Genomic DNA, 22,458 nt, shown 5'->3' on the forward strand with positions numbered 1-22,458 from the left:
GATCTGGTGTCCGCAGCGGCGCCGAGGCGCTCGGCCAGCGCGGCGGTAGCGTGCGCCTGGGCCGCCACCGCATCGGCCAGCGCAGCCACGAAGCGCGCACCGACAGGCCCCAGCGCACCGTCCCCGGAGGTGAGCGGGACCGCGCCGAGCGCGGCGGCGACCGCGGTGAGCTCCGCGCCGTGGGCGGTGTGGGCATGGGCCAGGGTGCGGACGGATTCGGTGTCGACACGGGTGTGGGCGGACATGCGAGATAGGACGCGCGCCGCACCCCGGTGGTTCCCGCGCTGCGCTGCGCTGCGCAGCGAGCGGCGGGCACTAAGGTCTGTGGCCATGGATGTGCGCGTCGTCGACCACCCGCTGGCCGCTGCGCGGCTGACCACGCTGCGTGACGAACGCACCGACAACGCGGCGTTCCGGTCCGCGCTGCGCGATCTCACGTTGATGCTGGTCTACGAGGCGACCCGCGACGCCGCCCGTGAGGACGTGCCGGTGCGGACCCCGCTGACCGAGACCATCGGCTCGCGGCTGGCCCGGCCGCCGCTGCTGGTGCCGGTGCTGCGGGCCGGCCTGGGCATGGTCGACCAGGCCCACGCGCTGATTCCCGAGGCACGGGTCGGATTCGTCGGCGTGGCCCGCGACGAGGCCACTCACGAACCGACCCCGTATCTGGAGTCGCTGCCCGACGACCTGAGCACCCAGCCGGTGTTCGTGCTGGATCCGATGCTGGCCACCGGCGGATCGCTCGCCCACACGGTCGGGCTGCTGCAGTCGCGCGGGGCGGTGGACATCACCGCGATCTGTGTGGTGGTCGCGCCCGAGGGGATCGCGACGCTGGAGCGGGTGGCGCCCGGTATGCGGCTGTTCACGGCCACCGTCGACGACCGGCTCAACGAGGCCGCCTACATCGTGCCCGGGCTCGGGGACGCGGGGGACCGTCAGTTCGGGCCGCGCTGACCCGTCACCACTGGTGCGCCACGGTGGCGAGTTCGTCGCACAGCCGCTGCGCCTCGGCCCGCGCAGCCGCGAGATCGCTGCCGGCCGCGCGCCGAACCTCGATGTAGGACTTGACCTTCGGTTCGGTGCCCGACGGGCGCACGACCATCCGCACCGACGTGTCGGCGTCCCCGCCGGCGAGGATGAGCGCATCGGTGCGCATCGGTTCCTCGGCGGTGAGCAGGTCGGTGACGGTCACCTCGAAGCCGGCCAGCCGATCCGGTGGGGTGTCGCGTAGCCGGGACAACACGGCGGCAGCCTCATCGGTGCCTTCGACGGACCGGTTCACCGCGGTGGTGGCGTGGACGCCGTGGCGCAGGGCGAGCTCGTCGAGCGCCCGGGTCACGGTGCGGCCCTGCTCGTGCAGCGCCGCGACCAGATCGCAGGCCAGCATCGCCGCGCTGATGCCGTCCTTGTCCCGGACGGCGGCCGGGTCGACACAGTGCCCGATGGCCTCTTCGTAGGCGTAGACGAGCGTGGCGCCGGGGAGGTCGGCGTCGGCGCGGGCCAACCACTTGAACCCGGTGAGGGTTTCGGCGTACTGGGCGCCGTGCGAGGCGGCGATGGCGCTGAGCATGCGCGAGGACACCACAGTGCTGGCCACCACCGTCGCGGCCATCACCTCGCCGGGTTCGATCTGCGAGAGGATGTAATCCCCGAACAGCCAACCGGTTTCGTCGCCGGAGAGCATGCGCCAGCCGTCGGGTGTCGGGATGCCGACCGCGCACCGGTCGGCATCGGGGTCCAGCGCGATCGCGAGGTCCGCGTCGACGTCGGCGGCGAGTGCGAGCAGGGCGTCGACGGTGCCGGGTTCCTCGGGGTTGGGCAGCGTCACGGTGGGGAAGTCCGGATCCGGCGCGAACTGGCTCTCGACCACATGGATGTCGTCGATGCCGCCGCGGTTGAGGACGTCGAGCAGATACTCACCGCCCACGCCGTGCAGCGGGGTGAACGCCACCCGCACCTTGCCGTGTGCGTGCCGGACGTTCGCCGCCCGGTTGACGTAGTGGACGATCTCCTCCATGCCGCCGGTTTCGACCGCGGCCCTTCTGATCTCGTCGGCGTGCGGGGCGTCGGCGATCGCCGCCTCGATCTCCCGGTCGGTCGGCCCGACGATCTGCAGACCCTCTTCGAAGAAGACCTTGTAGCCGTTGTCGGTCGGCGGGTTGTGCGATGCGGTGATCATGATGCCCGCGGCCGCGTGCATGTGCCGCACGATGAACGCGACCACGGGCGTGGGCACGGTGGCCAGCATGAGGATGACCTCGAATCCCTCGGCGGTGAGGACTTCGGCCGCCGCGCGGGCGAATTCGTCGGACCCGTGCCGCGCGTCGCGCCCGACCACCACCTGCGAGCCGCCCCGGCCGCGGTCCTTGAGGACCTTGGCCACCGCCCACGTCGTGCGCAGGACGACGGCGAGGTTCATGCCGTTGGGCCCGGCGCGCAGCGGGCCTCGTAGCCCGGCCGTGCCGAAGGTCAGCGAGCGGGCGAACCGCTCGTCGAGTTCTTCAGGACTGCACGCCGATAGTTCGGCGGCGGTCTGCGGATCGGGGTCGTGGGAGATCCACTCCTGCGCGGTCGTCGAGATCGCCGAGGACGTCATGGGGCAAGTGTGCCCGCTTTCACGTCATTTGATGCCAGCTTGCGAAGGACCGGGGCGACGAGCATCACCAGGTCGAATTCCAGGTCGGTCAGCGTGTCGGCCATTGCCCGGTGCAGCCAGGCGTCGCGCTCGGCGCGGTCGGCGGCGAGGAAGTCGACCCCCTCGGCAGTGGCCTCGATGAGTTGTCGGCGGCGGTCGCGGTCGTCGGGGCGCCGGCGCAGCAGGCCGCGGCCGACGAGTTCGTTGAGGCCGTCGGTCAGCGATTGCGCGCGCACCTGCAGGCGGGCGCCCAGTTCGGCAGGCGTGGTGGTGCCGAGCCGGGTGACCTCACCGAGCAGCTCCATCTGGCTCAGCGTCAGGCCGTGATCGGGCCGGTGGCGGCGCATCTGCCTGGCCACCGCCATGATCGCCTCACGCAGTTCGGTCGCCGGCGCGGCATCACGGGTCATAGCCAAGTTATACCTTCACAACCGTGCTTCTGCCAGCTGATCTACGCATGTTGCAGCTCGGAGTTATGAAGTACATACTTGGTATCTGTGAAGGATGGTCGCGCCGGACGGGTGCTGCGGTGGGTGGTGCTGGCGGCCGCGTCGGTCGCCGTCACCGTGCCGCTGACGCTGGCCGGTGTGCCGTCGGCCGGACTGTTCGCCGCGTTGGCCGTCGGCATCGTGCTCGCGCTCGCCTCGGCCGCGCCCACCGGTGTGCCGCGTCCGCTCGGCGTCGCGGCGCAGGGGGTGCTGGGGGTCTACATCGGCACGATGGTGCAGCACGACGCGGTCGGTGCGCTGGGGGCCGACTGGCCGTTCGTGGTCGCCGTGGCGGTGGCCACCCTGGTGCTCAGCGTGGCGGCCGGGGCGCTGCTCGGTCTGCACCGGGACGTCACCCCGCTCACCGGGTCGCTCGCGCTCACCGCCGGCGGCGCCTCGGGTCTGGTCGCCATCGCCCGCGATCTCGGCGGTGACGACCGGGTGGTCTCCGTGGTGCAGTACCTGCGGGTGGCGCTGGTGACCGCGTCCATGCCGGTGGTGGTGTCGGTCGTCTACCACGCCGACACCTCACACCCGACGGCCTCGCTGGCCCGAACCGACTCGGCCCCTTGGTATCTCAGCCTGGCCATGCTGACCGGGCTGGTGCTGCTCGGCACGGCGGCGGGGCGGCTGCTGCGGCTGCCGGGGGCCGGGCTGCTCGGTCCGATGGCGCTGACCGTGGCGCTGCAACTGAGCGGTCTGTCGTTCGGGTTGAGCGTGCCGGTGGTGCTGGTCCAGCTCGGCTACCTGCTGATCGGGTGGCAGGCGGGGCTGGCGTTCACCACCGAGTCGCTGCGCGCGATCGTCCGGGTGCTGCCCGCGGCGCTGACGTTGATCGTCGTGCTCGGCGTCGGCACCGCCGGCCTCGGCGTCCTGCTGGCGCACTACACCGCGTTGACCCCGCTGGAGGGCTACCTCGTGACCAGTCCGGGCGGGGTGTACGCGGTGCTCGCGACCGCGGTCGAGACCGGCTCGAACGTCACGTTCATCATTGCTGCCCAGGTGCTGCGGGTGCTGCTGATGCTGTTCGCCTCGCCGCTACTGGCGCGGGCGATCGTGTGGGCGGGCCGCCGCCTGCGCCGTCACAACGCCGAGATGACACCGGCCAGCAGCGCGCCCATCCGGCTCGCCGACTGACGGCCGGCCTCGAGCACCTCGGCGTGCGACAGCGGCTGGCCGGTGATGCCGGCAGCGAGGTTGGTCACCAGCGAGATACCCAGAACCCGGGCGCCGGCCTGTCGCGCGGCGATGGTCTCGTGCACCGTCGACATGCCGACCAGGTCGGCGCCCAGCGTGCGCAGCATGCGGATCTCGGCCGGCGTCTCGTACTGCGGTCCGGGCAGCCCCGCGTACACGCCCTCGGCGAGCTCCGGATCGATCCGCCGGGCCAGATCGCGCAGGTCGGGGGCGTACGCGTCGACCATGTCGACGAACTCCGCACCGATCAGCGGTGAGCGGGCGGTCAGGTTGAGATGGTCGCTGATCAGAACCGGTTGACCGACCGCGAAGCCGTCCCGCAGCCCGCCCGCGGCGTTGGTCAGCACCACCGTGCGCACCCCGGCCGCGCACGCGGTTCGCACCGGGTGCACCACATGGCGCAGGTCGTGGCCCTCGTAGGCGTGGATCCGGCCGACGAGCACCAGCACCCGGTGCGCGCCGACCGGCACCGACAACACGCGGCCGCCGTGCCCGGCCGCCGTCGGAGGAGTGAAGCCGGGCAGATCGGCCATCGGCACCGAGGCGGTGGCAGTGCCCAGGGCGCCGACCGCCGGGGCCCATCCCGAGCCCAGCACCACCGCGACGTCGTGGGTGTCGACACCGGTGCGTGCAGCGATCTGCGCCGCCGCCTGCTGGGCGGCCTCGGCCGGGCTCGTCACGGTCGCCGAGCTTAGCGGTGAGATACTTCCCCAATGCCCTCCGCCACCGCTGCCACGAGCGTCGAAGACGCCGTGACCCGGCGGCGCGGGGATCTCGTCGAGCTGTCGCACGCCATCCACGCCGAGCCGGAACTGGCCTTCGAGGAGCACCGCAGCTGCGCCAAGACCCAGGCGCTGGTCGCCGAGCACGGATTCGAGATGACCAGCTCCGCCGGCGGGCTCGACACCGCGTTTCGCGCCTCCTACGGCAGCGGTCCGCTGGTCGTCGGCATCTGTGCGGAGTACGACGCGTTGCCCGGAATGGGACACGCGTGCGGCCACAACATCATCGCGGCCTCGGCCGTCGGCACCGCGCTGGCGCTCGCCGAGGTGGCCGACCGGCTGGGCCTGACGGTGGTGCTGGTGGGGACGCCGGCCGAGGAGGCCGGCGGCGGTAAGGCGCTGCTGCTCGACGCCGGGGTGTTCGACGACATCGCGACCGCGGTGATGCTGCATCCCGGGCCGGTGGACATCGCCGCGGCGCGCTCGTTGGCGCTTTCGGAAGTCAACATCACCTACACCGGCCGGGAATCGCATGCCGCGGTCGCCCCGTACCTCGGCGTCAACGCCGGGGACGCGGTCACCGTCACCCAGGTGGCGATCGGGCTGCTGCGTCAGCAGCTCGCGCCGGGACAGATGGTGCACGGCATCGTCACCGACGGCGGTCAGGCCACCAACGTCATCCCCGGCCGGGCCGAGTTGCGCTACACCATGCGCGCACAGGACTCGACGTCGCTGCGCGGGCTCGAGGACCGGATGGCCGGGTGCTTCCGGGCCGGCGCCGTCGCGACCGGGTGTGAGTACGAGGTCGCCGAGACCGCCCCCGCCTACGCCGAGCTGACCCCAGACCACTGGCTCGCCGAGACCTTCCGGGAGGAGATGCAACGGATGGGCCGCACGCCCCTGCCCGCCGAACTGGAGGCGGCGGTGCCGCTGGGCAGCACCGACATGGGCAACGTCACCCACGTGGTGCCGGGCATCCACCCGGTCGTCGGCATCGACGCCGGCGGGGCGTCCATCCATCAGCCGCAGTTCGCCGCGGCGGCGGCCGGGCCGAGCGCCGACCGGGCCGTCGTGGACGGCGCGGTGATGCTGGCGCGCACCGTCGTCCGGCTCGCCGAGACGCCCGCCGAACGGGATCGCGTGCTGCAGCGGCAGGCGAGGCGGGCCTCATGAGTGTGCTGCCCCACGCCGCCGCGCGGTGGCTGTCGGAGAACTACGACCAGCTCGTCGCGTGGCGCCGGCACATCCACGCCCACCCCGAGCTGGGCCGTCAGGAGTTCGCCACCACCCAGTTCGTCGCCTCCCGGCTGGCCGACGCCGGCCTCAACCCCAAGGTGCTTCCCGGCGGCACCGGGCTGACGTGTGACTTCGGGCCCGACCACGGTCCGCGCATCGCGTTGCGCGCCGATATGGACGCGTTGCCGATGGCCGAGCGCACCGGCGCCCCGTACGCGTCGACCGTGCCGAACGTCGCGCACGCCTGCGGCCACGACGCGCACACCTCGGTGCTGCTGGGCGCCGCGCTGGCGCTCGCCTCGGTGCCCGAACTGCCCGTGGGCGTGCGGCTGATCTTCCAGGCCGCCGAGGAGCTGATGCCCGGCGGCGCGATCGACGCGATCGCCGCGGGCGCGCTGACCGGGGTGTCGCGGATCTTCGCGGTGCACTGCGACCCGCGCCTGGCCGTCGGCAAGGTCGCCGTGCGGGCCGGGCCGATCACCTCGGCCGCCGATCAGATCGAGGTGACGCTGCAGTCGCCCGGCGGCCACACGTCCCGTCCGCACCTGACCGGTGACCTGGTCTACGGGCTGGGCACGCTGATCACCGGCGTGCCGGGGGTGCTGTCGCGGCGCATCGACCCCCGCAACAGCACCGTGATGGTGTGGGGTGCGGTCAACGCCGGGGTGGCGGCCAACGCGATCCCGCAGACCGGCTCGCTGGCCGGCACCATCCGCACCGCCTCGCGTGAGACCTGGCTGACGTTGGAAACCATTGTGCGCGAGACGGTCTCGTCGCTACTGGCGCCGTTGGGCATCGAGCACACGCTGCAGTACCGCCAGGGCGTGCCGCCGGTGGTGAACGAGGAGATCGCAACGCGGATCATGACCCACGCGATCGAGGCGATCGGCCCGGACGTGCTCGCCGACACCCGCCAGTCCGGCGGCGGCGAGGACTTCTCCTGGTACCTCGAGGAGGTGCCGGGCGCCATGGCGCGGCTGGGGGTGTGGAGCGGTCGCGGACCGCAGCTGGATCTGCACCAGCCGACCTTCGACCTCGACGAGCGCGCGCTGGGTGTGGGGGTGCGGCTGCTGGTCAACCTGGTCGATCAGGCCGCACGGCTGTAGAACCGCACCCTCGCGCCCGTGAGGTGACAGGCTGGAGTGATGGCCCTGCCAGAACTGCGGCTGCGGGCGCCGACGGCCGACCTGCTGGCGCTGCCGTGGGACCGGCCGCTCGCGGAGTGGTCGGCGCCCGACGTGCCGCTGCGCGACATCGCGGTGGGACCCAGCCGTCACCTGGTGAAGTTCGTCGCCTGCGACGGCGCGGTGTGGGCGGTCAAGGATCTGCCGCCGCGGCTGGCGCACCGGGAGTACGACGTCCTCGGCCGGCTCGAGGAGATGGGTCTGCCCGCGGTGCGCCGCGCCGGCCTGGTGCTGCAGCCCGACTTCGAGACCGCGCTGCTGCTCACCCGGTTCCTCGACGGCTCCTGGCAGTACCGGCGGCTGTTCCGCCGGCTGCCGCCCGACGAGCCCAAACACCGCGCCCGGCTGTTCGACGCGATGGCCACCCTGCTGGTCGAACTGCACCGCCACGGCGTGTTCTGGGGTGACTGCTCGCTGGCCAACACGCTGTTCTCCCGCGACGGCCAGGTGCTGCAGGCCTGGCTGGTCGACGCCGAGACCAGCGAGGTGCATCCGCGGCTGTCCGACGGCCAGCGCCGCCACGACCTCGACATCCTGGTGGAGAACGTCGCGGCCGATCTGATGGACCTGGCCGCGTGGCTCGGTTCGTCAGAAGAGCTCGAGGACGCGCTGATCGCCGAAGCGCAGGACATCCCGAACCGCTATCAGCGGCTCTGGGACGTGCTGCACGCCGAGCCGGTGTTCGAGTTCACCGACCGCTACCGCGTGGAGGGCACGATCCGGCGGCTCAACGACCTCGGGTTCGCGGTCGAGGAGGTGACCCTGCAGCCGGTCAGCGACGCCATGCCCGACCGGCTGCGGCTCAACGTCGCCGTCGGGGACCGGCGCTTCCACGCCGAGCGGCTCCGCGAATTGACCGGCCTGGACGTCGGCGAGGGGCAGGCCCGCATCCTGCTCGGCGATCTACAGACCTATCAGGCCCAGTTGAGTCAGGAGTCCGGACAGGACGTCGACGAGTCGACGGCCGCGCAGCTGTGGGTGATGGAGATCGCCACACCCACCATGCACCGTGCGCACGATGCGATCGGCGGCGCGGGCACGCCGATCCAGGCGTTCTGCGATCTGCTGGAGGTGCGCTGGCTGCTCAGCGAACGCGCCGGCCGTGACGTCGGCACCGAACGGGCGCTGGTGGCACTGGCCCGCGACGTCATCCCGCCGGACTCGGCGGCCAAGATGGCCGTCGCCGAGGTCCCGACCCAGCCGATGCCGGTGATCGACTTCGACGACGACTGAGGCGCGCTCAGCCCGGCGTGCCGGGGCCGATGTTGCGCGACGGGCGGGTCCGCAGGCCGTGCACGTAGTCGGCGGGGGCACCGGCGATCTCCGCGGCGTCGGCCATCACCCCGAGGTAGCGCGCCGACGGCAGGCCGCCCTCCCACGCGTCCACGACGTACAGCCACGCCAGCACCGGATCGGTGTCGGTGTCCGACGACAGCCGGTGCACCCGGCACCGGATCTTCTTGTGGATGCCGAGTTCGGAGCCCTCCCAGCGGTCGAGGGTCTCCTCGTCCTCCTTGGTCATGTCGTAGAGGACCACGAACACCTTCGACAGCGGATCCTCGACGACCGTGGCCAGCGCACCCTCCCAGCCGATGTCCTCGCCGCCGAAGGTCAGCCGCCAGCCGTGCAACCAGCCCGTCCCGGCCATCGGCGAATGTGGTGCACGCTCCATCATCTGCTCGGGATGCATGTTCGATCCGTAAGCGGCGTAGAGCGGCACGGTAGGAGAGCTTAACTTGCAGGACAGCTCCCGCGACCGGAAGCGTCAGCCCGACGCGGCGCAGCGGCGTCCGCGGTGGGTGACCGACTAGATTGTGCTCGTGGCTACCCGCATCGTGATCATCGGCGGTGGGCCCGCCGGCTATGAAGCGGCGCTCGTGGCCGCGGGCAGAGGTTCCGAGGTTCACGTCACCGTCGTCGATTCCGACGGGCTCGGCGGCGCCTGTGTGCTCTACGACTGCGTCCCGTCGAAGACCTTCATCGCCTCGACCGGCGTGCGCACCGAACTGCGCCGCGCGTCGGGGCTGGGCTTCGACATCAGCATCGACGCCGCGAAGATCTCGCTGCCGCAGATCCACAACCGGGTCAAGACGCTGGCCCGGTCGCAGTCCGCCGACATCGGCAGCCAGCTGCTGCGTGAAGGCGTGACGGTCATCGGCGGCCGCGGTGAGCTGGTGGACGACGCCCCCGGGCTGGCCCAGCACCGGGTCAAGGTCACCACCCACGACGGCAAGACCGGCGTGCTCAAGGCCGACGTGGTGCTCGTCGCCACCGGCGCCAGCCCGCGGGTGCTGCCCAATGCGGTGCCCGACGGTGAGCGGATCCTGACCTGGCGCCAGCTCTACGACCTCACCGAACTGCCCGAGCACCTGGTGATCGTCGGCTCGGGCGTCACCGGCGCGGAGTTCTGCAACGCCTACACCGAGCTCGGCGTCGATGTGACCGTGGTGGCCAGCCGCGACCAGATCCTGCCGCACGAGGACAGCGACGCCGCCGCGGCGCTGGAGGAGGTGTTCGCCGAACGCGGGGTGACGCTGGTCAAGAACGCCCGCGCCGAATCGGTGACCCGCACGGACTCCGGCGTCAAGGTGCAGATGGCCGACGGCCGCTGCGTCGAGGGCAGCCACGCGCTGATGACGGTGGGTTCGGTGCCGAACACCACCGGGCTCGGACTCGAGCGGGTCGGCGTCGAGCTGGGCCGCGGGAACTACATCCCCGTCGACCGGGTGTCGCGCACCCCCGCCCCGGGCGTCTACGCGGCCGGTGACTGCACCGGCCTGCTGCCGCTGGCGTCGGTGGCGGCCATGCAGGGCCGCATCGCGATGTACCACGCGCTCGGTGAGGGGGTCGCCCCGATCCGGCTGCGCACGGTGGCCTCGGCCACCTTCACCCGCCCCGAGATCGCGGCGGTCGGCATCCCGCAGACCGCGATCGATGACGGCAGCGTGCCGGCGCGCATCCTGATGCTGCCGCTGAACACCAACGCCCGCGCCAAGATGTCGCTGCTGCGGCACGGTTTCGTCAAGATCTTCTGCCGGCCGGCCACCGGCGTCGTCATCGGCGGGGTGGTGGTCGCCCCGATCGCCTCCGAGCTGATCCTGCCGATCGCGCTGGCGGTGCAGAACCGGATCTCGGTGACCGACCTCGCCCAGACCCTGTCGGTGTACCCGTCGCTGTCGGGGTCGATCGTGGAGGCCGCGCGCCGGCTCATGGCGCACGACGATCTGGACTGACTCCACGTAGCCTGGGAGGGCAAACCGTACCGACGAGTAACCAGGAGTCCGTCGTGCGCGACCCGATCTCCGGCAACGGGCAGACCCTGCTCGACCCGCACCAGCGTGCGGAGGCCTGGCAGCGGCTCGGCAGCGAGCAGTTCGACGTCGTGGTCATCGGCGGCGGGGTGGTCGGCGCGGGCGCCGCGCTGGATGCGGCCACCCGGGGGCTGAAGGTGGCGCTGGTCGAGGCCCGCGACTTCGCCTCCGGCACCTCCAGCCGCAGCAGCAAGATGTTCCACGGCGGGCTGCGCTACCTCGAGCAGCTCGAATTCGGTCTGGTGCGCGAGGCGCTGCACGAACGCGAACTGTCGCTGACCACGCTGGCGCCCCATCTGGTCAAACCGCTGCCGTTCCTGTTCCCGCTGACCCACCGGTGGTGGGAGCGGCCGTACGTCGCGGCAGGCATCTTCCTCTACGACCAGCTGGGCGGCGCGAAATCCGTTCCTGCGCAGAAACATCTGCTCAAGGCCGGCGCGCTGCGGCTGGCCCCCGGGCTCAAGCGCAGCTCGCTGATCGGCGGGATCCGGTATTACGACACCGTCGTCGACGACGCCCGGCACACCATGACCGTCGCCCGCACGGCCGCCCACTACGGCGCGGTGGTGCGCACCTCGACGCAGGTGGTGAACCTGCTGCGCGAGGGCGACCGGGTGATCGGGGTGCGGGTGCGCGACTCGGAGAACGGTGCGGCCACCGACGTCCACGGCCATGTCGTGGTCAACGCCACCGGCGTCTGGACCGATGAGATCCAGGCGCTGTCGCGCCAGCGCGGCCGGTTCCGGGTGCGGGCCTCGAAGGGTGTGCACGTCGTGGTGCCCCGCGACCGGATCGTCAGCGAGGTCGCGATCATCCTGCGCACCGAGAAGTCGGTGCTGTTCGTGATCCCGTGGGGCACGCACTGGATCATCGGCACCACCGACACCGACTGGAACCTCGACCTGGCGCACCCGGCCGCCACCAAGGCCGACATCGACTACATCCTCGAGACGGTCAACACGGTGCTGGCCACGCCGCTGACCCACGACGACATCGACGGCGTGTACGCCGGGTTGCGGCCGCTGCTGGCCGGGGAGAGCGAGGAGACCTCCAAGCTCTCCCGCGAGCACGCCGTCGCCGTGCCCTCACCCGGGCTGGTGGCGATCGCGGGCGGCAAATACACCACCTACCGGGTGATGGGGGAGGACGCGATCGACGCGGCCGCGGAGTTCGTGCCCACCCGCGTCGCACCGTCGATCACCGAGAAGGTGCCGCTGATGGGCGCCGACGGCTATTTCGCGCTGATCAACCAGACCCAGCAGGTCGGGGTGCGCTACGGCCTGCACCCGTACCGGGTGCGCCACCTGCTCGACCGGTACGGCTCGCTGATCGGCGAGGTGCTGCAGATGGCCGAGAATCGGGCCGACCTCCTGGCACCGATCACCGAGGCGCCGGTGTACCTGAAGGTCGAGGCGTGGTACGCGGCCGCGGCCGAGGGCGCGTTGCACCTCGAGGACATCATGGCCCGGCGGATGCGGATCTCGATCGAATACCCGCACCGCGGTGTGGACTGCGCGCGCGAGGTGGCCGAGGTGGTGGCGCCCGTGCTGGGGTGGAGTGCCGAAGACGTCGACCGCGAAGTCGAGACCTACTGTGCGCGTGTGGATGCCGAGGTGCGCAGTCAGCAGCAGCCCGACGACGAATCCGCCGATGCGCTGCGGGCCGCCGCACCCGAGGCACGCGCGGAGATCCTCGAACCCGTCCCGCTGCGATGAGCCGCGGGCGGCCGGCGCCGCTGCCGGTGCGCGACGGACTCGGACCGGCTCGCGTGCGGTTGCGCGGCGGCGCGGTACTCGTGGAACTGGCCTCCCGGTTCGGTGAGGCCGCCGCGGCGAAGGTCTTCGACGGTGAGGTGGTGACCGCCGACGGCACCGTCGTCACCCCGGGCACCGTGCTCCCGCCGGGTGCCCACGTGTACCTGTATCGCGAACTGCGCGATGAGGTCCCGGTGCCGTTCGAGATGCCGGTGCTGCACCGCGACGACGACATCGTCGTCGTCGACAAACCGCACTTCCTGGCCACCATGCCGCGTGGGCGCCACGTCGCGCAGACGGCGCTGGTCCGGTTGCGCCGCGAACTCGACCTGCCCGAACTGAGTCCGGCGCACCGCCTGGACCGTCTCACCGCGGGGGTGCTGTTGTTCACGGTCCGCCGGGAGATCCGCGGGGCATACCAGACGATGTTCGCGCGGGGGTTGGTCGGCAAGGTCTATCTGGCGCGGTCGGCCGGCCGCAGTGCGGTGCCGTTGCCGACGGTGGTGCGTAGCCGGATCATCAAGCGACGCGGGCAGTTCCAGGCGGTCGAGGAGCCCGGCGAACCGAATGCCGAGACCCTCGTGGAGCAGGTCGACGGTGAGCTGTACCGGCTGACGCCGCGCACCGGGCGGACCCACCAGCTGCGGGTGCACATGGCCCGGATCGGGTTGCCGTTGCTGGGCGATCCGCTGTACCCGGACGTCGTGGACGTCGCTGCCGACGACTTCAGCACACCGCTGCATCTGCTGGCGCACAGCCTGGAGTTCGACGACCCGCTCACCGGGGCGCCGCGCCGGTTCGTCAGCGCCCGCACCGTGTGATTTTCGGTGTTGTCGGTCGCGCTGACCGCGACGAACTACACCGAAATCGCCCGGCGGCGCTGAATTGACGTTTCCGTCGAACGGCATCAGGTAACCCTCTCCTCGACGAGGAGGTGCGAGATGCCCACATGGGTGTGGTTGGTGATCGCTGCCGTCGTGCTGGTCGCGGTCATCGCGGTCGTCGTCTACGGCAAGACGGCCGGCAGCAAGAAGCGGACCCAGCGACTGCGTGAACACTACGGGTCCGAATACGACCGCGCGCTACAGGAGACCGGTGACGCCCGCGCGGCCGAATCCGCGCTGCTGCAGCGCGAGAAGCGGGTAAAGAAGCTCGACATCGTCACGCTCTCACCGCAGGCGTGTGCGATGTACACCGATCACTGGCACCGGGTGCAGAAAGGGTTCGTCGACAACCCGTCCGGCGCCCTGGGCGAGGCCGACATGCTGGTCAACCAGGTGATGCGGGAGCGTGGCTACCCAGTCGACGACTTCGACGAACGGGCCGCCGACATCGCCGTCGACCATCCCGACATCGTGCAGAACTACCGGGCGGCACACAGCATCTTCGCGTCGCAGGAACGCGGTCGGGTCGACACCGAACGCCAGCGTGAGGCGTTCGTCCACTACCGCGCCCTGTTCGACCGTCTGCTGGCCAACGAGACCGATACGCCGAAGGAGGCACGCGCATGACCGCGCCCGATCACCCCACAGCCACCCCGTTCAACCGGGACACCGACCCGCGTGCGGGCCGCGAACCCATGCCCCACGATGCGGGCCCGCACGACCCGAACGCCGCTGCGATGCCCGGACCCGGGGCGCCCGGCGGCGGAGCCGCGGGCGCACGACTGCCCGACGCGACCACCGGGCCGCTCGCCCAGCCGCCGATGTCCGGTGGGCCGCAGACCGCCGCCCACGGCTCCGGCCGGCCACACGGCGACGACGCGGGCACCGACCGCCCCGGCGGAGACGCGGGCACCGACCGCGCCGGCGGCGACGGCGGCCCGGCGGGAGGCGACGACCAGCTGTTCCACGGCGCGGACCTGTCGGGGATGCGCAGCCGCTGGGACGACGTGCAGGCCGCATTCGTCGATGACCCGCGAGCCTGCGTGCAGAAGGCCGACGCCCTGGTCTCGGAGGTCGTCGACCAGCTGACCCGCCAGTTCGCCGAGGCGCGGTCCCGGCTCGAGGGTCAGTGGTCGCGCGGGGAAGAGGCGTCGACGGAGGATCTGCGGATCGCGCTCAAGCGCTACCGCGAGTTCTTCCAGCGGCTGCTCTCGGTCTAGGACAGCCGGACGCGTGCGCGGATTCGGTCAAGACCGCGCACGGCGAGCGGGCCGGGGGCACTATTGACCGGTGCGAAAGATGTGGTGTCTGCCCGGAGCCGGTGCGGTGGCCCTGGTGTTCGCCGGAGGCCTGACGCTTCCCGTGGCCCCGACGGCGTCGGCCACCCTGTGCGGTTCGGTCGGTGGCCGGTTCGTCGACGTCACGGGGTGTGCCGACCCCCTGTCGTACCTGAACGACGTGCCGCCGCCGCCTCCGCCACCCCCACCGCCCCCGCCGCCCGGGGCCGCCCCACCGCCGCCACCGCCCCCGCCACCCCCGCCGCCGGTGTACGTGCCGCCCGCGCCGAACGTGAACGTGTGCGCGAGCGTCGGCCGGCGGATCAGCGTGAGCGGTTGCGTCTGAGCGTGCTCTACTGACACGCGTGGATCGCGCGCGTTTCGACCGACTGTTCGACCTGACCGACCGCACCATCGTGGTGACCGGTGGCACCCGAGGAATCGGGCTGGCGCTGGCGGAGGGCTTCGTGCTCGCCGGCGCGCGGGTGGTGGTGGCCAGCCGCAAAGGCGATGCGTGCGAGCAGGCCGCCGCACATCTGCGCGGGCTGGGCGGACAGGCCATCGGGGTGCCCACCCATCTCGGCGACGTCGACGCGCTCGGCACGCTGGTCGACCGCACGGTGGCCGAGTTCGGCGGTATCGACGTGGTGGTGAACAACGCCGCCAACGCGTTGGCCCAACCGCTGGGGGAGATGACGGTCGAGGCGTGGGCCAAGTCCTACGACGTGAACCTGCGCGGACCGGTGTTCCTGGTGCAGCAGGCGCTGCCGCACCTGAAGAGCAGCGCGCACGCCGCGGTGCTCAACACGGTGTCGGTCGGCGCCTTCAATTTCGCACCAGGGGTGTCGATGTACGCCGCGGGTAAGGCCGCTCTGCTGTCGTTCACCCGGTCGATGGCCGCGGCGTACGCGCCGTTCGGGATCCGGGTCAACGCGCTGGCTCCCGGACCCGTCGACACGGACATGATGCGCAACAACCCGCAGGAGGCCATCGACGGGATGGTCGGATCGACGCTGATGAAGCGGCTCGCCACACCTGACGAGATGGTCGGTGCCGCATTGCTTCTGGTGTCGGATGCGGGCAGTTACCTGACCGGCCAGGCGATCATCGTGGACGGCGGCGGAACGCCTCGCTAGCCGCGCGCATCTCCCCGCTGGTGGACGCCAGGATCTGGCTGCGGTTCTCCAGGTGCAGTGCCGCCTCGAGGCTGCCCGCCTCGAGGTTCGCCCACAGCACCTGCTTGGTCGATTCCAGGCCGAATTTGCCATAGCCGCACAGTGTTTCGGCAATGCTCAGCGCGTCGGCCACCACGTCGTCGGACACCCGTGAGACCAGGCCTAGGGTCAGTGCCTCCTGCGCGCCGACGTCGCGCGCGGTCAGGATCAGGTCGAACGCGTGGCCGGCGCCGATGATGCGCGGCAACGTGTAGCTCACGCCGATGTCGCAGCCGCCCAGCCCCAGCTTGATGAACTGGGTGCAGAACCGCGCGGTGTCGGAGGCGACGCGGATGTCCGCGGCCGCCGCGAGTGCGAAGCCGCCGCCGTAGGCCGGACCGTTCACGGCGGCGATGACCGGCTGGCGCAGCCGGTGCAGCCGCGTCGTCAACTCGGCGATGCGTTCCTGCCAGCGCATCCCGGACCGGGGGAATTCCGTACCGCCACCGGCCTGTTCGGGATTGGGCTCGGTGAGGTCGAGCCCGGCGCAGAAGCCGCGCCCCGCCCCGGTCAGCACCACCACCCGGCATTCGTTGTCGGCGGCGATGTCGCCGAGGGCGTCATGGAACGCCTCGACGAGTTCGTAGGACAGGGCGTTGAGCTTCTCCGGCCGGTTCAGCGTGATGACGGCGATGTCGGGACGCGGGTGGGTGAGCTGCAGAACGGTCATGGGCTCACGCTAATTCGCCGCCGGACGTAGGTCTTGACCGCCCGGTGGCGAGATGGTCTGGTTAGGCCGTCTTTGGCGGTGAACGGAAGGTGGCGGCAGATGCGCCGGGTGGTGGTCGTGGTCGCGTTGGGTATCGGTGCGCTCGTGGGCGGCGGTGTGGCCGTCGCGCAGCCGGCGCCCTCCGCCGATCAGCTCACCGCGCAACTCCAGCGGGTGCTGAACACTTCGGTCGGTGACGCCGAGCGCGCCGCCGAACTCGAGGGCGGCATGGCCGCCGTGCCGACCGCGAACAACATCGCGGCGGTGATGGACCGGTACGGCGCGGTGATGTCGTGGCGCGTCCAAAATCCGGCCCTCAATGGCGACCGACTGGACGCGCAACTGGCAGTGAGCATCCCGATCATGGGTACCCGCACCCACGACATCTACTGGGTGAACCGCGACGGTGCGTGGAAGCTGAGCAACCCGTCGGCGTGCGTGATCGCCCGCGACGCCGCAGGCGCGCAGTGCACGGTCTGACCGTCAGTCGGTGCTGCGCCAACCACTGACCCCGACGGTCACCATGCGCAGCTGTTTGACGGCGAGGCGCCGGATGTCGGCCAGTGCGGCCGCGTCGCCGGGGTCGACGGCGTCGACGGCCTCGGCGATGGAGATCATCGCGTTCACGATCAGTGAGGCGAGGACGTTGAGGTCCTCGGCACTCCAGGTGTTGAGGCCGGGAAACCTGGCGAGGTCGATCGCGAGTTCGGATGTGATCAGGCGGATCTCGGTGCGGATCGCGTAACGCAGCACGCTGAGTCCGCTGGAGCGTTCGCGCCCGATGAAACGCCAGTACTCGCTGCGCTGATTGACCCCTTCGATCAGCATGTCGATCGACGATTCGATGACCCGGTTCGGATCGAGCTTGCCGGTGCGGGCGGTGCGCAACAGCTCGCGCAGCGCGCGGAACGATTCGTCGATCAGCACGAGGCCCAGCGCCTCCATCGACTCGAAATGCCGGTAGAACGCGGCCGGGGCGATTCCGGCCTCGCGGGTGACCTCGCGCAGGCTCAGCTCGGCGAAGCCGTGGTCCTCGAGCAGCGTCAACGCGGCGGCGACGATCGCCCTGCGGGTCGCCTCCTTACGTTCCTCCCGCGACGGCGTGTCGCGCGAACGCGACCGCCCTGAGCGACTCGTACGGGAATTCGGCGTACGACTGTTCACGCTGTGAAACGTACCACAAGCTGCTTCGATCCTCTTGACCGATCCTCTTGTATCGGCGCACGGTATACACATGTTCACTGAAACGCTCAGACCGCGGCTGCGGGACCGAGTGCTGCGGTCACCGCTGGTCGACCTGCTCACCGGGCCACACGGCGTGAACCGGTACACCGAGCTCGTCGACCCCACCTGGACGTCGCAGGACGCCCGCGCGCGGGTGGTCGCCGTCCGGCGGCAGACCCCGCGCAGCGTGACGCTGACGCTCGAACCGAACCACGTGTTCACCGGATTCCGCGCCGGCCAGCACGTCAACCTCACCGTCGAGATCGACGGCCGTCGCCGCACCCGCTGCTACTCACCGGCCAGCGCCGAGCGATCCCGGTTGATCGAGCTGACCGTCGGCCGCCACGACGGCGGTCTGGTCTCGACCTACCTGTGCGACCACGCCCGTCCGGGGATGGTGGTGGGTCTCGAGGCCGTGGGCGGGGAATTCACGCTGCCCACTGTCCGGCCGCGGCGCATCCTGTTCGTCTCCGGCGGCAGCGGGATCACCCCGGTGCTGTCGATGCTGCGCACGCTGCAGGCTGAGCGGTACACCGGCGAGGTGGCGTTCGTGCACTATGCGCGCAGCGCGGCGGAGGCCTGCTACCGCGACGAGCTCGCCGCGATGGCCGGGGTGCGGGTGCTGCACGGCTACACCCGCGACACCGCGGGCAGCGACCTCGTCGGCCGCTTCGACGCCGCGCACCTGGCGGCCGCGATGCCAGACGGCGATGACACCGCCGTGTTCGTGTGCGGTCCGCCGGCGCTGGTCGAGGCGGTCCGGGCGGTGCGCCCCGATGCGCGCGCCGAGAGCTTCGTACCGCCGGTCTTCGAGCTGCCGGCCGAGGCGTCCGGCGGGCGGATCAGCTTCGCCGACAGCGGGGTCGACATCACCGACGACGGGCGGCCGCTGCTCGAGCAGGCCGAGGCCGCGGGCCTCACCCCCGAGAGCGGATGCCGGATGGGCATCTGCCACAGCTGCACCCGCCGCAAGACCCGCGGCGCGGTGAGGAACCTGATCACCGGCGCGGTGTCGAGCGCCGAGGAGGAGGACGTGCAGATCTGCGTGTCCGTCCCCGTCGGCGACGTCGACCTCGCGCTGTAAGAGAGGAGCCCGACATGACCACCACGCTGAACGCACCCGCCCAGCGGACCGTCGAGAAGACCGTCGCCGGCCGGACCGTGCGGCTCACGCCCGAGCAGGCCGAGGCCTTCGGCCGCGAACTCGACGCCCTGCGCGAACGCGTGATCGCCGACCTCGGGGAACGCGACGCGAACTACATCCGCCGCGTGATCAAGGCGCAGCGGGCACTCGAATTGGGCGGCCGCGCACTGCTGTTCGGCGGCGTGCTGCCGCCGTTCTGGTTGGCCGGCACCGCGCTGCTGGGGCTGGCGAAGATCATCGACAACATGGAGATCGGCCACAACGTCATGCACGGCCAGTACGACTGGATGGGCGACCCGGCGATCTCCAGCCGCGGATTCGAATGGGACACCGCCTGTCCCGGCGACCAGTGGCGCCACTCGCACAACTACATGCACCACACATACACCAACATCGTCGGCATGGACCGCGACATCGGCTACGGGATCCTGCGGATGAGCGCCGATCAGCGGTGGCGGCCCTACTTCCTGGGCAACCCGGTGTACGCGTTCCTGCTGATGGTGCTGTTCCAGTACGGCGTCGCGCTGCACGAACTCGAGACCGAACGCATCCGCGCCGGCGAGATCACGATCGCCGACAAGAAAGAGATCCTCGAGGGCATCTGGCGCAAAACCAAGCGGCAGACCCTCAAGGACTACGTCGCATTCCCGCTGCTGGCCGGGCCGGTCGCACCGTGGGTGTTCACGGGCAATCTCACCGCGAACCTGATCCGCAACGTGTGGTCCTACATGATCATCTTCTGCGGCCACTTCCCGGAGGACGTGCAGGAGTTCTCGGTCGAGGAGACCAAGGCCGAGACCCGCGGGCAGTGGTACTTCCGGCAGATCCTGGGCTCGGCGAACCTCACGGGCGGGAAGCTCTTCCACCTGCTGAGCGGGAATCTGTCGTTCCAGATCGAGCACCACCTGTTCCCGGACATCCCGGCGCACCGGCACGCCGAGATCGCGCCCGAGGTGCGCGACATCTGCCGCCGCTACGGTCTGCCGTACAACACCGGCCCGCTGCCGAAGCAGTTCGCCACCGTGGTGCGCAAGATCGTGCGATTGGCGCTGCCCGGCTGACCGCCGAGACTACGGTTGATGACGGATTTCGCCCGATTCCCGTCAGCAACCGTAGTCTCGCGCTCAGCGGTGGACGAAAGGTCGAGCAGTGGACGAAGTGCCCGTGCCGGTGTCGGGCGACCGGCTACTCGTCGCGGGCCGGACGTGCCGGACGATCGCCCGGGCCGACCGGTTCGCCCCGATCGTCGACGGCGCCGACTACCTCGCGCACGTCAAGGCCGCAATGCTGCGCGCGCGGCGCCGCATCATGCTGATCGGGTGGGATCTCGACTACCGCACGACGTTCGAGCCGGGCCGTCCCACTCAGCTCGGGCCGAATCGGCTGGGCCCGTTCCTGCACTGGATGCTGTGGCAGGAGCCCGAACTGCAGGTCTATCTGCTCAAGTCCAACCTCAAACTGCTGCCGGCGCTCGACGGCCTCTGGTTCGGTGTGACGCCGGTGAGCCTGGTCAACCAGTTCACCTCCCGGCGTATGCATTTCGCCGTCGACGGGGCGCGCCCGACCGGTGCGGTGCACCACCAGAAGATCGTGGTGATCGACGACCGGGTGGCGTTCTGCGGCGGCATCGACCTGACCGTCGGGCGCTGGGACACCCGCGGTCACACGCCGGGCGACCGGCGCAGGCAGACCGCGGGCGAGGCGTACGGCCCCCGCCACGAGGTGGCGGCCGCGATGGACGCCGATGCGGCGGGCGCCCTCGCCGTGGAGGCGCGGGAGCGGTGGCAGGCCGCCACCGGGAAGTCCCTGGCGCCGGTCGCGTCGGCCGGCCCGGTCTGGCCGCACCGACTGCGACCCGCACTGCGCGATGTCGAGGTGGGTATCGCGCGGACGCTGCCCGCCCTGACGTCCCGGACCGAGGCGCGGGAGGTGGAGGCCCTCGACCTCGCGGCGATCAGGGCCGCGCGTGAGGTGATCTACCTCGAGAACCAGTACCTGGCCTCCCGCCGCCTCGCCACCGCGCTCGCCGCCCGCCTGCGCGAAGCCGACGGGCCGCAGGTGGTGATCGTGCTGCCCCGCAGCTCGGAGAGCCGGCTCGAGCAGGAGTCGATGGACAGTGCCCGCGAACGCCTGCTCCGGCTGTTGTGGACTGCCGATCTGCACGGCAGGCTGGGCGTCTATTGGCCGGCGGTCCGGGGCGGCACGTCGGTGTACGTGCACTCCAAGGTGCTGGTGGCCGACGACCGCCTGTTGCGCATCGGTTCGTCGAACCTCAACAACCGGTCGCTGGGTTTCGACAGCGAATGCGACGTCGCCATCGAGGCGCCCGACGACGGCCGCGACGACGTGCGCCGGCACATCGTCCGCACGCGCGACGACCTGGTCGCCGAACACCTGGGCGTACCCGCCGAGGTGTTCCGCCGCGAGGTGGCCGACCGCGGCTCGTTCCTGGCCGCCGTCGAGGCGCTGCGCGGCACGGGCCGCTCGCTGCGCACGTTCACCGGGTTCATGGTCTCCGCCGACGCGGGCCCGTTCGCGGAGAACGACCTGATGGATCCCGACCACGTCCCGACGTCGGTGAGTCAGAGCGCGCGCGACGTGCTCTTCAATGCGGTCACGTGGCCGTTGATGCGGGCCGCCCCGCAGGTCTGGTCCGCCGCGCGGGCGGTCGCCCGGCGCATCGCGCCGGAGGCGGCGCCACCTGATCAGCGCTGACAGTGCGGGCACCAGTAACTGACCCGCTCACCGCTGTCGTCGCGCTTGATCGGGGTGCCGCAGCGACGGCACGGTTTGCCGACCCGGCCGTACACCCACACGTCGCGGCCTGGCCGGGTGTCGCCGGTGGTGGTGCGATTCCAACGGTTGCGGTTCAGCCACAACATGTCCCGGGCCCGCTGCACCATGCGCAGCGGATCGGTGACGGCGCTGACCGGCGCGGTCGGCAGGTGTCCGAACAGGAAGCAGATCTCGTTGGCGTACACGTTTCCGACGCCGGCCATGACCCGCTGGTCGAGCAGCGCCTCCGGCAGCGGCCGGTCGGGGTCGGCGATCAGATTCTCGGCGGCCACCCGCGGCTCCCAGTCGTCGCCGAGGAGATCCGGCCCGAGATGGGCCACGGCCTCCATGTCACGGTCGCGCTCGAGCACTTCGAGGACACCGAGGTCGATACCGGCGGCCTGCACCGCCTGCTCACCGTCGCCGGCTTCGAGGATGATCCGGATGCGGTAGCCGGCCCCGCTGGGCCGGCTCGCCGGGTTGACCTTCCAGCTGCCCTCCATCTTCAGATGCGAGTGGATGCTCGCCGGCCCGACGCGGATGAACAGGTGCTTACCGCGGGCGAGCACCTCGTCGACGACGTGACCGGTGAGATCCACGGTGGCGTAGCGCGGGACCCGGACGTCGCAGCGGGTCAACGCCTTTCCGAGCAGTCCGTCGCGCAGGGCGGTGGCGGTGCGGTAGACGGTGTCACCTTCGGGCAT

At 71.1% G+C, this 22,458-nt stretch carries 24 protein-coding genes; 16 read left to right on the forward strand and 8 right to left on the reverse strand.

Annotation, left to right across the window (positions count from 1 at the left end):
- On the reverse strand, positions 1–245 hold a 245-nt coding region (locus E4P42_RS10815), incomplete at its 3' end, for an ESX-1 secretion-associated protein (protein WP_135126027.1).
- Between the two features lie 85 nt (positions 246–330).
- Between E4P42_RS10815 and upp the strand changes: the two genes are divergently transcribed.
- A complete protein-coding gene (upp, locus tag E4P42_RS10820) occupies positions 331–954 on the forward strand; it encodes a uracil phosphoribosyltransferase (protein ID WP_135126029.1) in 624 nt (207 codons plus the stop codon).
- Between the two features lie 4 nt (positions 955–958).
- Here upp and E4P42_RS10825 read toward each other — a convergent pair whose 3' ends face one another.
- Positions 959–2,596, reverse strand: a complete 1,638-nt coding sequence (locus E4P42_RS10825; RefSeq protein WP_135126031.1) for a phospho-sugar mutase — start codon at positions 2,594–2,596, stop codon at positions 959–961.
- Positions 2,593–3,045: a MarR family winged helix-turn-helix transcriptional regulator gene (locus E4P42_RS10830; protein ID WP_135126033.1), complete on the reverse strand. Its 453-nt coding sequence runs from the start codon at positions 3,043–3,045 to the stop codon at positions 2,593–2,595. Before E4P42_RS10830 ends, E4P42_RS10825 begins: the two co-directional genes overlap by 4 nt.
- An 87-nt stretch (positions 3,046–3,132) precedes the next feature.
- Between E4P42_RS10830 and E4P42_RS10835 the strand changes: the two genes are divergently transcribed.
- Positions 3,133–4,260, forward strand: coding sequence for an AbrB family transcriptional regulator (locus tag E4P42_RS10835; RefSeq protein WP_135126035.1), 1,128 nt, complete (start codon positions 3,133–3,135; stop codon positions 4,258–4,260).
- On the opposite strand, the gene E4P42_RS10840 is transcribed toward E4P42_RS10835, so the two are convergent.
- Positions 4,206–5,000 (reverse strand): purine-nucleoside phosphorylase, encoded by a 795-nt coding sequence (locus tag E4P42_RS10840; RefSeq protein WP_135126037.1) that lies wholly within the window; start codon positions 4,998–5,000, stop codon positions 4,206–4,208. The genes E4P42_RS10835 and E4P42_RS10840 overlap by 55 nt on opposite strands.
- Before the next feature lie 33 nt (positions 5,001–5,033).
- On the opposite strand from E4P42_RS10840, the gene E4P42_RS10845 reads away from it, so the two are divergent.
- The 3 genes from E4P42_RS10845 to E4P42_RS10855 are packed head-to-tail and all read left to right on the forward strand — an operon-like array spanning position 5,034 to position 8,695.
- The gene (locus tag E4P42_RS10845; RefSeq protein ID WP_135126039.1) at positions 5,034–6,215 is read left to right on the forward strand and encodes a M20 family metallopeptidase; all 1,182 of its coding nucleotides are present in this window, start codon (positions 5,034–5,036) and stop codon (positions 6,213–6,215) included.
- Positions 6,212–7,384, forward strand: coding sequence for an amidohydrolase (locus tag E4P42_RS10850; protein WP_135126041.1), 1,173 nt, complete (start codon positions 6,212–6,214; stop codon positions 7,382–7,384). Before E4P42_RS10845 ends, E4P42_RS10850 begins: the two co-directional genes overlap by 4 nt.
- A 39-nt stretch (positions 7,385–7,423) precedes the next feature.
- Positions 7,424–8,695 (forward strand): DUF4032 domain-containing protein, encoded by a 1,272-nt coding sequence (locus tag E4P42_RS10855; RefSeq protein ID WP_135126043.1) that lies wholly within the window; start codon positions 7,424–7,426, stop codon positions 8,693–8,695.
- 7 nt (positions 8,696–8,702) lie between these two features.
- On the opposite strand, the gene E4P42_RS10860 is transcribed toward E4P42_RS10855, so the two are convergent.
- A complete protein-coding gene (locus E4P42_RS10860) occupies positions 8,703–9,182 on the reverse strand; it encodes a gamma-glutamylcyclotransferase (RefSeq protein WP_135126045.1) in 480 nt (159 codons plus the stop codon).
- A 100-nt stretch (positions 9,183–9,282) separates the two neighbouring features.
- On the opposite strand from E4P42_RS10860, the gene E4P42_RS10865 reads away from it, so the two are divergent.
- The 7 genes from E4P42_RS10865 to E4P42_RS10895 all read left to right on the forward strand — a co-directional run bounded on the left by E4P42_RS10865 (position 9,283) and on the right by E4P42_RS10895 (position 15,824).
- Positions 9,283–10,695, forward strand: a complete 1,413-nt coding sequence (locus tag E4P42_RS10865; RefSeq protein ID WP_135126047.1) for an NAD(P)H-quinone dehydrogenase — start codon at positions 9,283–9,285, stop codon at positions 10,693–10,695.
- 53 nt (positions 10,696–10,748) lie between these two features.
- Positions 10,749–12,488 carry a glycerol-3-phosphate dehydrogenase/oxidase gene (locus E4P42_RS10870; protein WP_135126049.1) on the forward strand — a complete coding sequence of 580 codons (1,740 nt, stop codon included), beginning with the start codon at positions 10,749–10,751 and terminating at the stop codon, positions 12,486–12,488.
- The gene (locus E4P42_RS10875) at positions 12,485–13,348 is read left to right on the forward strand and encodes a pseudouridine synthase (RefSeq protein WP_135126051.1); all 864 of its coding nucleotides are present in this window, start codon (positions 12,485–12,487) and stop codon (positions 13,346–13,348) included. Before E4P42_RS10870 ends, E4P42_RS10875 begins: the two co-directional genes overlap by 4 nt.
- Before the next feature lie 120 nt (positions 13,349–13,468).
- Positions 13,469–14,038, forward strand: coding sequence for a hypothetical protein (locus E4P42_RS10880; RefSeq protein WP_135126053.1), 570 nt, complete (start codon positions 13,469–13,471; stop codon positions 14,036–14,038).
- The gene (locus E4P42_RS27395) at positions 14,035–14,631 is read left to right on the forward strand and encodes a hypothetical protein (RefSeq protein ID WP_245233973.1); all 597 of its coding nucleotides are present in this window, start codon (positions 14,035–14,037) and stop codon (positions 14,629–14,631) included. Before E4P42_RS10880 ends, E4P42_RS27395 begins: the two co-directional genes overlap by 4 nt.
- A gap of 79 nt (positions 14,632–14,710) precedes the next feature.
- Positions 14,711–15,034, forward strand: coding sequence for an RNA-binding protein (locus E4P42_RS10890; protein ID WP_135126211.1), 324 nt, complete (start codon positions 14,711–14,713; stop codon positions 15,032–15,034).
- 19 nt (positions 15,035–15,053) lie between these two features.
- Positions 15,054–15,824 carry an SDR family NAD(P)-dependent oxidoreductase gene (locus E4P42_RS10895; RefSeq protein WP_135126055.1) on the forward strand — a complete coding sequence of 257 codons (771 nt, stop codon included), beginning with the start codon at positions 15,054–15,056 and terminating at the stop codon, positions 15,822–15,824.
- Here the strand turns inward: E4P42_RS10895 and E4P42_RS10900 are convergent.
- Positions 15,793–16,572 (reverse strand): enoyl-CoA hydratase-related protein, encoded by a 780-nt coding sequence (locus tag E4P42_RS10900; RefSeq protein ID WP_135126057.1) that lies wholly within the window; start codon positions 16,570–16,572, stop codon positions 15,793–15,795. The two genes, E4P42_RS10895 and E4P42_RS10900, sit on opposite strands and share 32 nt — an antisense overlap.
- Positions 16,573–16,671: 99 nt before the next feature.
- On the opposite strand from E4P42_RS10900, the gene E4P42_RS10905 reads away from it, so the two are divergent.
- Positions 16,672–17,091, forward strand: coding sequence for a hypothetical protein (locus E4P42_RS10905; protein ID WP_135126059.1), 420 nt, complete (start codon positions 16,672–16,674; stop codon positions 17,089–17,091).
- Between the two features lie 3 nt (positions 17,092–17,094).
- On the opposite strand, the gene E4P42_RS10910 is transcribed toward E4P42_RS10905, so the two are convergent.
- Positions 17,095–17,775, reverse strand: a complete 681-nt coding sequence (locus E4P42_RS10910; RefSeq protein WP_135126061.1) for a TetR family transcriptional regulator — start codon at positions 17,773–17,775, stop codon at positions 17,095–17,097.
- Between the two features lie 70 nt (positions 17,776–17,845).
- Between E4P42_RS10910 and E4P42_RS10915 the strand changes: the two genes are divergently transcribed.
- The 3 genes from E4P42_RS10915 (at position 17,846) to E4P42_RS10925 (ending at position 21,694) form a co-directional block, all read left to right on the forward strand.
- A complete protein-coding gene (locus E4P42_RS10915; RefSeq protein WP_135126063.1) occupies positions 17,846–18,919 on the forward strand; it encodes a ferredoxin reductase in 1,074 nt (357 codons plus the stop codon).
- Positions 18,920–18,933: 14 nt separating this feature from the next.
- Positions 18,934–20,040 (forward strand): acyl-CoA desaturase, encoded by a 1,107-nt coding sequence (locus E4P42_RS10920; protein WP_135126065.1) that lies wholly within the window; start codon positions 18,934–18,936, stop codon positions 20,038–20,040.
- An 88-nt stretch (positions 20,041–20,128) separates the two neighbouring features.
- The gene (locus tag E4P42_RS10925; protein WP_245233974.1) at positions 20,129–21,694 is read left to right on the forward strand and encodes a phospholipase D-like domain-containing protein; all 1,566 of its coding nucleotides are present in this window, start codon (positions 20,129–20,131) and stop codon (positions 21,692–21,694) included.
- On the opposite strand, the gene nei2 is transcribed toward E4P42_RS10925, so the two are convergent.
- Positions 21,685–22,458, reverse strand: coding sequence for an endonuclease VIII Nei2 (nei2, locus tag E4P42_RS10930; RefSeq protein WP_135126067.1), 774 nt, complete (start codon positions 22,456–22,458; stop codon positions 21,685–21,687). The two genes, E4P42_RS10925 and nei2, sit on opposite strands and share 10 nt — an antisense overlap.

Origin of the sequence: Mycobacterium sp. PS03-16 (assembly GCF_004570325.1) — a bacterium.
Taxonomy (GTDB): Bacteria; Actinomycetota; Actinomycetes; order Mycobacteriales; family Mycobacteriaceae; genus Mycobacterium.

Coding starts and splice junctions, on each gene's coding strand:
- nei2 (WP_135126067.1), bottom strand. CDS start 22,458: ATGCCCGAAGGTGACACCGTCTACCGCACCGCCACCGCCCTGCGCGAC.
- upp (WP_135126029.1), top strand. CDS start 331: ATGGATGTGCGCGTCGTCGACCACCCGCTGGCCGCTGCGCGGCTGACC.
- E4P42_RS10850 (WP_135126041.1), top strand. CDS start 6,212: ATGAGTGTGCTGCCCCACGCCGCCGCGCGGTGGCTGTCGGAGAACTAC.
- E4P42_RS10825 (WP_135126031.1), bottom strand. CDS start 2,596: ATGACGTCCTCGGCGATCTCGACGACCGCGCAGGAGTGGATCTCCCAC.
- E4P42_RS10855 (WP_135126043.1), top strand. CDS start 7,424: ATGGCCCTGCCAGAACTGCGGCTGCGGGCGCCGACGGCCGACCTGCTG.
- E4P42_RS27395 (WP_245233973.1), top strand. CDS start 14,035: ATGACCGCGCCCGATCACCCCACAGCCACCCCGTTCAACCGGGACACC.
- E4P42_RS10905 (WP_135126059.1), top strand. CDS start 16,672: ATGCGCCGGGTGGTGGTCGTGGTCGCGTTGGGTATCGGTGCGCTCGTG.
- E4P42_RS10875 (WP_135126051.1), top strand. CDS start 12,485: ATGAGCCGCGGGCGGCCGGCGCCGCTGCCGGTGCGCGACGGACTCGGA.
- E4P42_RS10890 (WP_135126211.1), top strand. CDS start 14,711: ATGTGGTGTCTGCCCGGAGCCGGTGCGGTGGCCCTGGTGTTCGCCGGA.
- E4P42_RS10920 (WP_135126065.1), top strand. CDS start 18,934: ATGACCACCACGCTGAACGCACCCGCCCAGCGGACCGTCGAGAAGACC.
- E4P42_RS10880 (WP_135126053.1), top strand. CDS start 13,469: ATGCCCACATGGGTGTGGTTGGTGATCGCTGCCGTCGTGCTGGTCGCG.
- E4P42_RS10900 (WP_135126057.1), bottom strand. CDS start 16,572: ATGACCGTTCTGCAGCTCACCCACCCGCGTCCCGACATCGCCGTCATC.
- E4P42_RS10830 (WP_135126033.1), bottom strand. CDS start 3,045: ATGACCCGTGATGCCGCGCCGGCGACCGAACTGCGTGAGGCGATCATG.
- E4P42_RS10915 (WP_135126063.1), top strand. CDS start 17,846: ATGTTCACTGAAACGCTCAGACCGCGGCTGCGGGACCGAGTGCTGCGG.
- E4P42_RS10845 (WP_135126039.1), top strand. CDS start 5,034: ATGCCCTCCGCCACCGCTGCCACGAGCGTCGAAGACGCCGTGACCCGG.